The sequence below is a fragment of the Isoptericola sp. NPDC056573 genome (assembly GCF_042793335.1).
Taxonomy (GTDB): Bacteria; Actinomycetota; Actinomycetes; order Actinomycetales; family Cellulomonadaceae; genus Isoptericola.
This window is the reverse complement of record NZ_JBHTUY010000006.1, coordinates 51,382-65,002: the sequence shown is the minus strand read 5'-3', so window position 1 is coordinate 65,002 and position 13,621 is coordinate 51,382. Positions and strand designations below refer to the sequence as shown.

The window sequence follows — 13,621 nt, the reverse complement described above, 5'->3', positions numbered from 1 at the left end:
GGTGTCGGGAGCACCGGGCAGGCTGGGGGCATGACGACGACCACCCCCGCCGCCCGGTGCTTCGGCGACGGCGACCCCCTGTACGAGGCGTACCACGACACCGAGTGGGGCGTGCCCGTGCACGGCGAGGCCGCGCTGCTGGAGCGGATCGCGCTGGAGGGCTTCCAGTCCGGCCTGTCGTGGATCACCGTGCTGCGCAAGCGCCCCGCGTTCCGGGAGGTGTTCGCCGGGTTCGAGCCGGAGAAGGTCGCGGCCCTCACCCCCGACGACGTCGAGCGCCTGCTCGGCGACGCCCGGATCATCCGCAACCGGCAGAAGATCGAGGCCACGATCGGCAACGCCCGCGCCGTGCTCGCCCTGCACGACGACGGCCGCACGCTCGACGAGCTGTTCTGGTCGTTCGCGCCGGAGCCGCGCGTGGCACGACTCGCGTCCTGGCAGACGGTGCCCGCCATGACCGACGAGTCGAAGGCCATGGCCAAGACCCTCAAGAAGGAGGGGTTCCGCTTCTTCGGCCCGACGACGGCGTACGCGGCCATGCAGGCCTGCGGGCTCGTGGACGACCACCTCGCGACGTGCCCGGTGGTCACGGGCCACCGGTCAGCGGCGGGCGGCGCGGCGTAGGGCGGCGAACGCCCCCGTCGACCAGAGCGCGAGCGCGACGAGAGCCGGCTGGAAGAACAGCCGGGCGAACCGCTTGGCGTCGGTGTCGAGGCCGAACCCGTCCTTCCGTTCGAGCCACTGGCCGACGTTCCCGGGGAAGATCACGACGAAGAAGGCTGCGACGACCAGTCCCACCGCGACCTTCCACCGGGCGAGCGCCACGAGCGACCCGCCCAGCACGATCTCCACGGCCCCGGACGCGAGGACGGTGACGTCCTCGTCGACCGGGAACCAGGCGGGGACCTGGGCCCGGAACTCCTCGCGGGCGACCGTGAGGTGGGTGATGCCGGCCCCGGCGAGCGCCACGCCGAGCGCGACCCTCCCGATCCGGCGAGGCATCGACGTGGGCTCCGGTCGCACGAGCTCCTTCAGGTCCATCCGGCGATGCTCGCAGCACCGGCCGCGCGACGCACCCGAGGGCTCGGTCGGGTGGACGGGCGGCCGACCGTGCCACCTGGTCCAATGTCCGCATGACCGGGTTCTGGTGGGGCCTGCTGGGCAGCTCGTCGCTGCTGATCGGCGCCGCCCTCGTGCTGTGGCGGACGCCGAGCCGGCGGCTCACGGGCCTCATCATGGCGTTCGGCGCGGGCGTGCTCATCAGCGCCGTCGCGTACGACCTGGTCGAGGACGCCTCGCGGGCGGCGAGCGGCTGGGTGCTGCTCGCGGGGCTGGCCGCCGGTGCGCTGACGTTCTTCGTCGGCGACCTGCTCATCGACCGGCGCGGAGGACGGGACCGCAAGCGGTCCACGGGCGCGCAGTCGGAGGGGTCGGGCGGCGCGATCGCGCTGGGCACCGTGCTGGACGGCATCCCCGAGTCGGTGGTGCTGGGCTCGACCCTGGTCGGGGGTGGCGGGGTGAGCGTCGCGGTCCTCGCCGCCGTGTTCATCTCCAACCTGCCCGAGGCGATGTCCGCCACCGTCGGGCTGCGCCAGGCGGGCACGTCCACCGCCCGGCTGGCGCTGCTGTGGGGCGGCACCACCCTGGTCTCCGCGGTCGCCGCGGGCGTCGGCTACGCGGCGCTGGGCACCGCCGACCCGGTGACCATCGCCGTCGTGCAGGCCTTCGCCGCCGGCGCGCTGCTCACCATGCTGGTCGACACGATGATCCCCGAAGCCACCGAGTTCGGCGGCCCGGTCACCGGGCTCGTCACCGTGCTCGGCTTCGCGACCGCCTTCGGGCTGTCGGCGCTGGGCTAGGCCGCCGGCGCCGCCGCCTCGAGCTCGGAGACCGTGCCCGACATGATCGTCCGCACGTGCCTGGTGACGTGCTCCACCGGCCAGTCCCACCACGCCACGGCGAGGAGCCGCGCGACGTCGTCGGCGTCGTACCGGGTCCTCAGCAGCCGGGCGGGGTTGCCGCCGACGATCCCGTAGTCGGGCACGTCCCGGGTGACCACGGCACCGGCCGCGACGATCGCGCCGTGACCGATGCGGACACCGGGCATGACCGTGGCCCTGTGGCCGAACCAGACGTCGTGGCCCACCACCGTGTCCCCGCGTCCGGGCAGGCCGGTGATGAGGTCGAAGTGCTCCGCCCACGCGCCCCCCATCGTGGGGAACGGGAACGTGGAGGGGCCGTCCATGCGGTGGTTGGCGCCGTTCATGATGAACCGGGTGCCGGTGCCCAGCGCGCAGTACCGGCCGATCACGAGCCGCTCGGGGCCGTAGTGGTAGAGCACGTTGCGGGTCTCGAACGCCGTCGGGTCGTCGGGGTCGTCGTAGTAGGAGAAGTCCCCGACCTCGATCAGCGGCGAGGCCACGAGCGGCTTGAGCAGGACGACGCGCGGGTGCTCGGGCATCGGGTGGAGCACCGTGGGATCGGGCAGGACGGGCGGCATCGCGACGGCAGTCCTCTCGTCGGTCAGGAGTCGGAGGGCGCGAGGGTGCGCAGGACGTCGAACTCGTTGCCCTCGGGGTCGGCCATGACCACCCAGGTCCGGTCGGCGCCCTGGCCGACGTCCGCCCGGGTGGCGCCGAGGTCGAGCAGCCGGGCCACCTCGTCGGCGGTGCTGCGGTCGACCGGGCTCACGTCCAGGTGGAGGCGGTTCTTCACGCTCTTGCCCTCCGGCACCCGGGTGAACACGATCGTCGGCGGCATCTGACGGGCCTGGATGTCCTCGACGGTCGGCTCCCAGGAGGCGATCTCGACCGTGTCGTCGCTCCGGTCGAGCACCGTGAAGTCCAGGACGGCGCACCAGAACGCCGCGAGCCGTTCCGGGTCGTGGCAGTCGACGGTCAGCTCGGTGAACCTGCTCGTCATGTCTCTCCCTCGAGGTGCCGATGTCCTGCGGCGACGGTCGTCGCACGAGGAACCTCGCACACCCTGGACGCCTTCTCCACCGAATTGGACCGCTCTAGAGTCGGCACGATGATCACCCTCGCCGCCCACCGCCCGGAGTTCGCCGACGAGTTCCGTGCCGAGGCCGCGCGACTCCGGGCGGCCCTGGACGACCGGGTGACGACGGTCGAGCACATCGGCAGCACCGCGGTGCCGGGACTGGTGGCCAAGCCGATCCTCGACCTCGCCGCGCGCGCGGCTCCCGACGTCGACCCGTTCGGACTGGGGCCGGACGTCGCGCCGCTCGCCTACGGTCGGATCGCGCACGGGCCGAGGAACCACGGCGTGTACGTGCGCGAGCACGACGGCGCGCGCACCCACATCCTGCACGTCTTCGCCCACGACGTCTGGGAGACGTGCCCCCAACGGCTGTTCCGCGACAGGCTGCTCCACGACGCGACGGCGCGGCGCCGGTACGGCGAGCTCAAGACCCGCCTGGCGGCGGAGCTCACCGACGGGCGGGAGTACACCGCCGGCAAGCGGGCGCTCGTCGAGGAGCTCCTCAACGCCGAGCGCGCGGCCCGCGGCCTGCCGCCGACGACGGCCTGGGACAAGTAGCCCGGGCCGTCGTCGGGGACGGTCCGTGCGTCAGACCGCCGCGCGGTCCGCCTCCTCGACGGCGGCGACCTGCTGCTGCACCTCGCGGACGCGGGCGACGTCGAGCTTCTCGGACCGGTCGAAGCGGTACACGCCGTTCTGCTCCTGGAACACGTCGGTGAGCTGGGTGTAGCAGTAACCGAACATCAGCGGGTCGCCGAGCAGCACCTCGGTGAGGCCGCGGAACCGGGCGTGGAACTCCTCCTCGTCCGCGACGCGCTGGCCGTAGCCCCACGACTCGGCGGTGTCGTTCCCCGCCGCGGCGGCCGCCGCCTCCGGGTTCCACCAGATGCCGCCGTACTCGGAGACGAAGTAGGGCTGCCCCCGGTACGGCACGGACATCGCCGCGTCCTCGCGCCGGTTCTCGTACGGCGCGCCGTCCGCCAGCCCGGCCATCTGGCGCGCGAACCGCTCCGGGTCCTGCTCGTAGCTGTGGGAGTCCCAGACGTCGGTCTCGAGCACCCGGTGCGCGTACCCGCTGGCGTCGATGACGGGCCGCGAGGGGTCCGCGAGCTTGGTGGCGAGGAACATGCCGCGGGTGACGTCGTCGAGCACGGTCATCCGGTCGTGCAGGTCCTGGTGCGTCTCGTTGAGCGGGCACCAGCCGATGATCGACGGGTGCGAGTGGTCGCGCTCCAGCACCTCGAGCCACTGGGTGGTGAACGACGCCGTGGGCTGCTGGTTGTGGCCGACGGTGCCCTGCCCGCTCACGCCCCAGTCGCCGAACTCGCCCCACACGAGGTAGCCGAGGCGGTCGGCGTGGAACAGGAACCGCTCCTCGAAGACCTTCTGGTGCAGGCGCGCGCCGTTGAACCCGGCCTCGAGGCCGAGCTCGATGTCGCGCACGAGCGCGGCGTCGGACGGCGCCGTCATGAGCGACTCGGGCCAGTACCCCTGGTCGAGCACGAGGCGTTGGAACACGGCACGGCCGTTGATCTTCACGGCCTGGCCGTCGATCGCGACGGACCGCAGGCCGGCGTAGGACTCCACGGCGTCGACGATCGCGCCGTCACCGTCGCGCAGCTCCACCCGCAGGCCGTACAGGTGCGGGTCCCCCGGGCCCCAGAGCCGCACGCGACCCTCGGGAACGACGACACGCAGCGCCGGCGCGAGGTCGACGTCGGCGCGCGCCGTCTCGGTGGCCACGACGCCGTCCGCGTCGGTGAGCGTCGCGGTGACGGTGTGGCCGGGGCGGTTCGCCGTCAGCGGCAGGACGACGTCGAACGCGCTGCTCGCCACGTGCGGCGTGACGCGCGGGCGGCGCAGGTGGGCGCCCGGGACGGGCTCCAGCCACACCGTCTGCCAGATGCCCGTGGTGCGCGTGTACTGGCAGTGGGTGTTCGCGTACCAGGTGGCCTGCTTGCCGCGGGCCTGCCGGGCGTCGCGGGGGTCGCGGGCCCGCACGACGACGGTCACGGTGTCGCCGGGCGCCGCCACGCCGTGCAGGTCGGCGGTGAAGGGCGAGAACCCTCCGCGGTGGCGCACCACCTCGGTGCCGTCCACCCACACGGTGGTGTCGTGGTCGACGGCGCCGAAGTGCAGCAGCACGTGGGTGTCGTCGCCGGCGACGGCCGCCCACTCGGCCGGGACCGTCACCTCGCGGCGGTACCAGACCGCCTCCAGGAAGTCCGTGTCCCCGATCCCGGACAGCTCCGACTCCGGGGCGAACGGCACGGTGATGGTGCCGGTGAGCTCCCGGTCGCGCAGACCGCGCTCGAGCCCCGAGTCGCCGCGGTCCAGCTCGAACTGCCACGTGCCGTTGAGGTTCAGCCAGCGCTCGCGCACCACCTGCGGGCGCGGGTACTCCGGTCGCGGCACGGCGGCGCCCACGGGGGCGGAGGGCGGGTCGAGGTGAGTGAGGTGGTCTGCCATGGCGGCTGCTCCGTCGCGGTCGGCTGGTCGATGGTCCGGGGCTGATTCAACCTTCGTGGGTCCAAAAGCGCAACGTTGTACCACCACGGCCTTCGCCGGGACGCCCTCAGTCCTGCCGACGGGAGCTCTCGCGAACGAGCAACCGATGAGGCACGACGACGTCCTCGGGCGCTCCTCCGGTGCGCTCCACCTGCGCCACCAGGCGGCCGACGGCGGCCTCCGCGACCCCTCGCACGTCCGGCGCGATCGTCGTGAGGCCCGGGTTCGCGTAGCGGCCGTCCTCGGTGTTGTCCCAGCCCACCACGCCGACGTCCTCCGGCACCCGGACACCGTTCGTGCGGAGCACGTGCATCGCCCCGAGCGCGAGCAGGTCGTTGCCGCACACGAGGCCGTCGATCTCGCCCGCACGGGGCAGCACCTCCTCGACGGCGCGCGCTCCGGACCGCCGGCTGTAGTCCGCCACCGGGAGCAGCCAGGGAGGCCGCACCTCGAGCCCGGCCGCGCGCAGCTCCTCGACGAACCCGCGCTGGCGGGGAGCCCCGGACCGCTCCGGCACCTCGGGTTCCGCGCCCAGGAAGGCGAGCCGGCGACGCCCGGTACCGAGCAGGTGGCGCGTGGCCTCGCGAGCGGCGGCGACGTTGTCGATGCTCACATGGTCCGTGGTCAGGGCTCCGCCGGGGTGCCAGGGCCGCTCGCCGAGCAGCACCATCGGCGTGCTGCCGCGCAGCTCGTCGACGTCGCCGAGACTGAGGTCGAGCGGGCTGAACACGATGCCGTCGATGAGACGCACGTCGAAGCCGCGCGCCACGAGGCGCTCCGCCTCCGGGGCCCCGCGGGTCTCGTCGATCAGCACCCGGTAGCCCCGCGCCGCCGCCACCTCGATCGTCTCGTGGGCGAGGGTCGAGAAGTAGGGCGAGTCGATCTGCGGCACCGCCAGCGCGAGGATCCCGGTGCGTCCCTGGCGCAGCTGGCGGCCCGCGAGGTTGGGCCTGTAGCCGAGGTCGGCGATGACCTGTTCGACCCGTCCGCGGGTCGCCGCGCCGACCCGGCCCGTGCCGTTCACGACGTTCGAGACCGTCTTCCACGACACCCCGGCGGCCGCTGCAACATCCTTGACCCCCGGCGGCTTCGCCGTCGTGGCGGCCGGGCTCCCCGTGCTCGTCGTACCGTCGTCGCCCACTCGTCCTCCTCGCCGTCGGTCCCGGACCGGGTCCGACGAAAACGGCGCGCCACCTCTTGACGAGAGGTGCCGCGGTAGTTCATCGTGATCCAACGTTAGATCGCAACGTTGCACCAACGCTCGACCATGACGTGTCAGCAGACGCTGTGTCGACGACGACTCAGAAAGACGGACCACGTGACAGTGACCGGTGAGATGGCTCCGGCGGCCCCCTCCGCCGCACCCACCCGTGCCAGCAACCCACGAAGCGCCCGAGCCCGCCGTCGTGAGGCGGGTGCGGGGTTCGCGTTCTTGTCGCCGTGGTTGGTGGGTTTCGTGGTGCTGACGGCGTTCCCGATGGTGGCGTCGTTGTATCTGGCGTTCACGGACTATGACTTGTTCCGGCCGCCGTCGTGGGTCGGGATCGACAACTTCGTGAAGTTGTTCGAAGACCCCAGGTTCTGGACGTCGGCGAAGGTGACCGCGATCTATGTGCTGGTCGGCACGCCGATCAAGCTCGCTGCCGCTCTGTTGGTGGCGATGGTGCTGAACATGAAGCACCGGGGTCAGGGCGCGTACCGGTCGATCTTCTACGCCCCGAGCCTGATCGGCGCGAGCGTGTCGATCGCGATCGTGTGGAAGGCGATGTTCATCGATGACGGCATCGTGGACCGGATCCAGCAGCTGTTCGGGCTGCCGGCCGGGGGGTGGGTGGGTGACCCGTCCAAGACGATGCCGATGTTCGTGCTGCTCGCGGTGTGGACGTTCGGCGCCCCGATGGTCATCTTCCTCGCGGGCCTGAAGCAGATCCCGGCCGAGCTGTACGAGGCGGCCGCGGTGGATGGTGCGGGCCCGGTCCGCAAGTTCTGGCGGATCACGATCCCGATGCTGTCCCCGGTGCTGTTCTTCAACCTGCTGCTGGAGACCATCGGCGCGTTCCAGGTGTTCGGGTCGGCGTTCATCATCTCCGGCGGCACGGGCGGTCCGGCGGACTCGACCCTGTTCTACACGCTGTACCTGTACATCAAGGGCTTCGCGCAGTTCGACATGGGGTACGCCTCGGCCATGGCCTGGGTCCTGGTCGTCGTGGTCGGCGTGATCACCGCGATCTTGTTCAAGACCTCGAACGCCTGGGTCCACTACTCCGGAGACAACCGATGAGCGCCCCGACCCTCTCCCAGCCCGCACCCGTGCGCGAGACGCGTGTGGTGGATACCTCGCTGCGTCAGGCGGCCAAGCGGCGTAAGGGTGCCCGGTCGGTCGGGTTCCACGCCTTCATGGTCGTGTGCACGATCGTGGTGCTCTACCCGGCCGCGTGGATGCTCATGAGCTCGTTCAAGCCCAGCAACGAGATCATCGGGAACATCAGCCTGTGGTCGGACAACCTGTCGCTGTCCAACTTCGCCACGGCGTTGTCCGGGATCGGCGGGGTCGGGTTCTGGACCTTCTTCGGCAACTCCATGATCCTCGCCGTCGCGTCCGTGGTCGGGGTGATCCTGTCCTCGACCGTGGCCGCGTACGCGTTCGCGCGGATCGACTTCCCCGGCCGGGGCATCTTCTTCGCGATCATGATCGGCACGCTGCTGCTGCCGTTCCACGTCGTGATCATCCCGCAATACATCATGTTCAACGAGCTCGGCATGGTGAACACGTTCATCCCCCTGCTCGCGCCGAAGTTCCTCGCCGGGGAAGCGTTCTTCGTGTTCCTCATGGTCCAGTTCATGCGCAACCTGCCCCGCGAGCTCGACGAGGCCGCCCGCATCGACGGCGCCGGCCACGGGCGCATCTTCGGATCGATCATGCTGCCCCTGATGCGCCCCGCGATCATCACCAGCTCGATCTTCGCGTTCATCTGGTCCTGGAACGACTTCCTCGGCCCGCTGCTCTACCTCAAGAAGCCCGACCTGTACCCCCTGCCCATCGCGCTACGCCTGTACGTCGACCAGACCTCGGTGTCCGACTACGGCGCCCAGATGGCCATGGCCGTCCTGGCCCTGCTGCCCGTGATGATCTTCTTCATCCTCTTCCAGCGCTACATCGTCGACGGCGTCGCCACCCAAGGCCTCAAGGGCTGACGCCCGCGCGCCTGCACCACCCATCACACACCGACCAGCCGCGGCGGGCACGACCGCCCAGGCCCGACCCCCGCAGTGCTGCGGGACGGAGGAACCCCCCATGAAGCTCGCACGACTCTCCGGCGCCGTCGCCGCCATCGCCGTCACGGTCGGCCTGACCGCCGCCTGTGGGAACGGCGGGGCCGACGCCGGCCCGGCCGCCAAGGTCTCCACGGACGAGGACATCACGCTGTCCTTCGCGTGGTGGGGCAACGACGACCGGGCCGCGAGGTACGAGAAGGCGATCGACGCCTTCGAGGAGAAGCACCCGAACATCACCATCCAGACGCAGTTCCAGTCCTGGGACGACTACTGGACGGCACGCTCCACCGAGGCGGCGGGCAGCGCCCTGCCCGACGTCGTCCAGATGGACGCGGGCTACGTGCGGCAGTACGGCGCCACGGGCCAGCTCGCCGAGCTCGACGGCCAGGTGGGCGTCAACCTCGACACCGGCGGCGTGGACGACACCGCGCTCGCATCGGGTCAGATCGAGGGCAAGACCTACGCCGTCCCCGTCAGCCTCAACACCCAGTCGATCATCTACAACGCGAAGCTCCTCAAGGAGCTGGGCATGGAGCCCCCCGCCGAGGGCTACACCTGGGACGACCTGGTCCAGTGGTTCGCGGACGTCGCCGAGGCGGGCGCGAAGCACGACCCGCAGGTGTACCCCGTGGGCGACATGACGGGGAACAACCCGTGGTTCCTGCAGTGGCTGGTGCAGCAGGGCAAGGCGCCCTTCACCGACGACGGCCAGATCGCGTTCACCCAGGAGGACGTGCAGGCCTGGACCGATCTGTGGGCCCCCCTGCGCGAGTCCCAGGCCTTCTTCCCGGCGAAGCGTGCGGCCCAGCTCGAGCCGAAGACGGGCCTGAACTCCGCCGAGGTCGTGGCCGAGGCGAACTGGGACACGCTGATGCCCAACTACACCGCCGAGCTCGGCAGCGAGGACCTCGAGCTCATGCCCATCCCCACGGGTGACGACGGCAAGAAGATGTACTGGCACTCCGGCGTGATGCTCTCGGCGTCCGCCAACTCGTCCCACCCCGACGCGGCTGCCGCGTTCATCGACTTCATGACGAACGACCCGCAGGTGGGCGAGATCTTCGGCACCAGCAAGGGGGTGCCTGCCACCGACGCCCAGAAGGACGCGATGAAGATCGAGGACGGGTCGCCCGACTCCCGCCTGCTCGACTACGAGGACACCCACGCCGACGACGTCACCGAGCCCGCCCCCGTCCCGGTCGAGGGCTACGGCGAGATCGAGGTCGAGATGGCGCGCCTGTCCGAGGAGATGCAGTACGGCAACCTCGACGCGGATCAGTTCGCGTCCCAGTGGTTCGCGTACGTGCAGGAGACCGTCAGGGCGCAGTGACGGTGTCCCGCTGACGGGACCCGCTGACGACGCCCCCGGGCCGGCTCCGTGCCGGTCCGGGGGCGTCGTCGTTCAAGCGAGCAGCTCGAGCTGGGCGAGCGTGAGCGGCCCGTCGCCGGCCGTCTCCGTGACGACCAGCCGCAGGCGCGCGAACCGACCTGGGCGGGCGACGCCGAACGGCCGCGTCTGCCGCGCCCAGCGGAACGCCTCGCCCGACCGCTCGTCGAGCACGGTCCAGGTCGCACCATCGCCGCTGCCCGCGTCGGCAGTCCCCTCGAGGCGCCAGGCGGACGGCGCGGCCCCGTCGCCCGAGGTGAGCGTGTACCGCGCGACGACCGGCCGACCGTGGTCCGCCGTCCACGTGACGACGGGCGTGCGGGTGGCGAACGTCAGCACGGTCGCCGAGGTGTCGTCGGCCAGGACCGCCCCGTCGGCGGGCACGCCGCCGTCGTCGACGACGACCGTGCCGACCCCGGTCACGTCCACCAGCGGGGCGGGCGGGGTGTCGCCGCGGGTCAGCGACGGCGGCACGGCGCCCGGCCCGGTACCCCAGGCCGACGGCTCGGGGCCCATGACGAGCTCGATCGTGGCGCCGCCGACCAGGTCCTCGTGTGCGAGCCAGGCCGCGTCGCGGGGCTCGCCGTCGACGGCGAGGGCCTGCACGTAGACGTTCTCGACGGAGTTCCGGACGGCCCGGACCACGAGGTCTCCGTCGGGCCGGTGCACGGTGACCTGCTCGAACAGCGGCGACCCGACGGCGTACCGCGGCGAGCCGACCTGCAGCGGGTAGAGGCCGAGCGCGGCGAAGAGCCACCACGCGGACATCTCGCCGTTGTCCTCGTCGCCGGGGTAGCCCTGGCCGATCTCGCTGCCCACGAAGAGGCGGCGCATTGCCTCGCGAAGGATCCGCTGCGCTTTCCACGGAGCGCCCACCGCGGTGTAGAGCCACGGCACGTGGTGGGACGGCTGGTTGCTCACGCCCCACATGCCGAGGCGCACGTCGCGGGCCTCGGTCATCTCGTGGATGACCTGGCCGTACCCGCCCACGTGGGTGCCGTCCTCGGGGCGGGCGAAGAACTCGTCGAGCCGCGCCTCCAGGCCGCCGGGGCCGCCGTAGAGGTTCGCGAGCCCTCGCGGGTCGTGCGGCGCGTGGAAGGCGAAGTTCCAGGCGTTCGTCTCGGTGAACGGCCCGCCCCAGTCATCCGGGTCGAAACGGTGGGCGGCGGGGGTGAACGCGCCGTCCGCGCCCCGCGCGCGGAAGAACCGGACCTCCGGGTCGAAGAGGCCGCCGTACTGGGTGGCCCGGTCCAGCAGGTAGGCCGACTCCTCGCGCAGGTCGGCGCGGCGTGCGTCGGGAGTCGCCGGGTCGTCCGCGAGCGCCGCCGCCATCCCGCCGATGCCGAAGTCGTTGAGGCAGCCCTCCAGCCCCCAGGACACCGACTCATGAGTGGTCGCGGGCGTGAAGCCGAGGAAGGCCGACGTCTCCAGCCCCTTCCGGCCGACGGCGGCGTGCGGGGGTGCGACGGTCGCGTTCTTCAGCGCGGCGTCGTAGGCGTCGAGTGCGACGCCCGTCGGCAGCGCGCCCTTGAGGTAGGCGTCGGCGAACGCGACGTCGGAGCTGGTGCCGGTCATGAGGTCGGCGTAGCCCGGGGACGACCAGCGAGAGATCCAGCCGCCGTCGCGGAACTGCTGCACGAACCCGTCCGCGAGCTCCGCGGTGAGGCGGGGGTAGAGCAGCGCGTAGGCAGGCCAGGCCGTGCGGTAGGTGTCCCAGAACCCGTGGTTGACCACCATGCGTCCGTCGACGACGGCCGCGCCCGTCTCGGTGTCGGTGCTCTCGCCGACGGGCTGCGCGGTCGGGCTCGCGTACCGGTACCGCGGATGCTCGGCGGTGCCGGCGTTCTCGGTCTGCGAGCTCGGGTACAGGTTGAGCCGGTAGAGGTTGGAGTACAGCGTGACGCGCTGGTCCTCGGTCGCGCCGGCCACCTCGACGACGCCGAGCCGCTCGTGCCAGAGCGCCCGCGCCGTCTGCTGGACGTCGTCGAACGACCGCCCCGAGAGCTCCTGGTCCAGGGCGCGGCGCGCCTGGTCGAGGCTCAGGTACGACGTCGCGAGGCGGAGCTCGACGACGGCGCTCCCCCCGTCGCCCGCCGTGTCGAACGTCGCGAACCGGGCGTGCTGCCGGTCGCCGTGGGCGGCGCCGACGGCGACGGGCGCCCGGTCGAAACTGCCGGCCACGAACATGCGGGAGCGGCCCACCGACAGCGGGCTGCCGTCGTCGATCCATCCCGTCACCGTGCCGTCGAGGTCCACGGTGAGGCGGGCCTCCCCGGCGGCCGTAGTCACCGTGTCGAGCAGCACGTGCCCCGCGCCCCCTGGTGTGCCGGCCAGAAAGCCGAACCGCAGCAGGCCGCCATGGTCGGTGGGCGTGGCGGCGAGCGTGGTGCCGTCCGCGAAGGTCACGGCGTACAGGTCGGGGCGGGCGGTCTCGTCCGCGTGGTCGAACGGCAGGCCGCGCGCGGCGAGGTCGCCCGTCGGGGTGCCCGGGCCGGTCGCCGGCTGCACGACGAGCTGGTTGCGGTCGCCCATCCACGGGCTGGGCTGGTGCGAGACGCCGAACCCCTGGAGCACGGGACGGTTCTGCGGGTCGTTGGCCCGGTGGTACTCGTACAGCCAGCGCCGCGACCCGGCGTCGGTCATCGGCACCCAGAGCGTGAACCCGTTCGGCACGGCGGTCGCGGGCGCGTTGTTGCCCCGGGAGAACTGGCCGCTCGACATCGTGCCGCGGCGGGTGTCGACGAGGTCGACGAGATCGGGCCCGGGCGGGCCCGTGGGCTCCGCGACCAGGGCGACGTCGTCGAGCCAGCCGGAGAACCCGGCGTCCGCCAGGTCGTCGGGCGGGTCGCAGCGCAGCAGGACGGCGTCGACCGTGCGGCCCGCGGCGACGGCACCGACGTCGATCCGCACGGAGTTCCACTGGTCGGCGTAGAGGATCTTGCCCTCGCCCTGGGCGCGCGCCGTGGCGCCCGTGCCGTGGGCGTCGACGGCCGGCAGGTCGGAGAGGTACGTGCCGTCGGTGAACGCCAGGTCCAGAGCCACGTAGGTGGACGGGTACCGCAGGTCGCCACGCAGGTCGGGCAGCACGACGTAGCTCAGCCGCGTGCGCGGCCCCACCTCGATCCCCAGGTCCCGGAACAGCACGTGCGTCGCGGGCCCGGGCCCGTCCTTGAGGCCCGCGAAGCCCAGGGCGTGCAGACCCGTGAACCCTGCGCGCGGCTTGAGCGTGGCGCCCGACGCCGGGCCGTCGCCCACGCGGGCGACCAGTGGCGCCCGGCGCGCGGACGGCAGCGGGGCAGGGTCACCGGGCTCGAACGAGGTGCGGAAGTCAGGTCCGGGCATGTGCTCCACTCTCCTGCGATCACGGCCGCGCGGCCTCCTCCGGGTTCCACCAGATGCCGCCGTACTCGCTGCAGAAGTAGGGCTGGCCCGTGTAGGGCCTGTCTCTTA

12 protein-coding genes are annotated in these 13,621 nt (G+C 72.0%); 6 read left to right on the top strand and 6 right to left on the bottom strand.

Features of this window, described 5'->3' with window-relative positions:
* The first annotated feature begins 30 nt into the window (after positions 1-30).
* On the top strand, positions 31-624 hold the full coding sequence (locus ACFQ8E_RS12260; RefSeq protein WP_430550834.1) for a DNA-3-methyladenine glycosylase I: 594 nt from the start codon (positions 31-33) through the stop codon (positions 622-624).
* Here ACFQ8E_RS12260 and ACFQ8E_RS12255 read toward each other — a convergent pair.
* A complete protein-coding gene (locus ACFQ8E_RS12255) occupies positions 601-1,041 on the bottom strand; it encodes a hypothetical protein (RefSeq protein WP_430550833.1) in 441 nt (146 codons plus the stop codon). The genes ACFQ8E_RS12260 and ACFQ8E_RS12255 overlap by 24 nt on opposite strands.
* Before the next feature lie 92 nt (positions 1,042-1,133).
* Here ACFQ8E_RS12255 and ACFQ8E_RS12250 point away from each other — a divergent pair, with 92 nt between their 5' ends.
* Positions 1,134-1,859, top strand: coding sequence for a ZIP family metal transporter (locus tag ACFQ8E_RS12250; RefSeq protein ID WP_430550832.1), 726 nt, complete (start codon positions 1,134-1,136; stop codon positions 1,857-1,859).
* Here the strand turns inward: ACFQ8E_RS12250 and ACFQ8E_RS12245 are convergent.
* Positions 1,856-2,461 (bottom strand): CatB-related O-acetyltransferase, encoded by a 606-nt coding sequence (locus ACFQ8E_RS12245; RefSeq protein ID WP_430550831.1) that lies wholly within the window; start codon positions 2,459-2,461, stop codon positions 1,856-1,858. The two genes, ACFQ8E_RS12250 and ACFQ8E_RS12245, sit on opposite strands and share 4 nt — an antisense overlap.
* 62 nt (positions 2,462-2,523) lie before the next feature.
* The gene (locus ACFQ8E_RS12240) at positions 2,524-2,922 is read right to left on the bottom strand and encodes a VOC family protein (protein ID WP_430550830.1); all 399 of its coding nucleotides are present in this window, start codon (positions 2,920-2,922) and stop codon (positions 2,524-2,526) included.
* Positions 2,923-3,030: 108 nt separating this feature from the next.
* Here ACFQ8E_RS12240 and ACFQ8E_RS12235 point away from each other — a divergent pair, with 108 nt between their 5' ends.
* The gene (locus ACFQ8E_RS12235; protein ID WP_430550829.1) at positions 3,031-3,558 is read left to right on the top strand and encodes a GrpB family protein; all 528 of its coding nucleotides are present in this window, start codon (positions 3,031-3,033) and stop codon (positions 3,556-3,558) included.
* A 30-nt stretch (positions 3,559-3,588) separates the two neighbouring features.
* Here ACFQ8E_RS12235 and ACFQ8E_RS12230 read toward each other — a convergent pair whose 3' ends face one another.
* Positions 3,589-5,469 carry a glycoside hydrolase family 2 protein gene (locus ACFQ8E_RS12230; protein ID WP_430550828.1) on the bottom strand — a complete coding sequence of 627 codons (1,881 nt, stop codon included), beginning with the start codon at positions 5,467-5,469 and terminating at the stop codon, positions 3,589-3,591.
* 106 nt (positions 5,470-5,575) lie between these two features.
* Positions 5,576-6,649 carry a LacI family DNA-binding transcriptional regulator gene (locus tag ACFQ8E_RS12225; RefSeq protein ID WP_430550827.1) on the bottom strand — a complete coding sequence of 358 codons (1,074 nt, stop codon included), beginning with the start codon at positions 6,647-6,649 and terminating at the stop codon, positions 5,576-5,578.
* A gap of 195 nt (positions 6,650-6,844) precedes the next feature.
* Between ACFQ8E_RS12225 and ACFQ8E_RS12220 the strand changes: the two genes are divergently transcribed.
* The 3 genes from ACFQ8E_RS12220 (at position 6,845) to ACFQ8E_RS12210 (ending at position 10,114) form a co-directional block, all read left to right on the top strand.
* Complete coding sequence (locus tag ACFQ8E_RS12220; protein WP_430551037.1) at positions 6,845-7,789, top strand: carbohydrate ABC transporter permease; 945 nt, start codon at positions 6,845-6,847, stop codon at positions 7,787-7,789.
* Complete coding sequence (locus tag ACFQ8E_RS12215) at positions 7,786-8,703, top strand: carbohydrate ABC transporter permease (RefSeq protein WP_430550826.1); 918 nt, start codon at positions 7,786-7,788, stop codon at positions 8,701-8,703. The genes ACFQ8E_RS12220 and ACFQ8E_RS12215 overlap by 4 nt, the downstream gene beginning before the upstream one ends.
* A gap of 100 nt (positions 8,704-8,803) precedes the next feature.
* On the top strand, positions 8,804-10,114 hold the full coding sequence (locus tag ACFQ8E_RS12210) for an ABC transporter substrate-binding protein (protein ID WP_430550825.1): 1,311 nt from the start codon (positions 8,804-8,806) through the stop codon (positions 10,112-10,114).
* A 72-nt stretch (positions 10,115-10,186) separates the two neighbouring features.
* On the opposite strand, the gene ACFQ8E_RS12205 is transcribed toward ACFQ8E_RS12210, so the two are convergent.
* On the bottom strand, positions 10,187-13,513 hold the full coding sequence (locus ACFQ8E_RS12205) for a GH92 family glycosyl hydrolase (protein ID WP_430550824.1): 3,327 nt from the start codon (positions 13,511-13,513) through the stop codon (positions 10,187-10,189).
* Between the last annotated feature and the right edge of the window lie 108 nt (positions 13,514-13,621).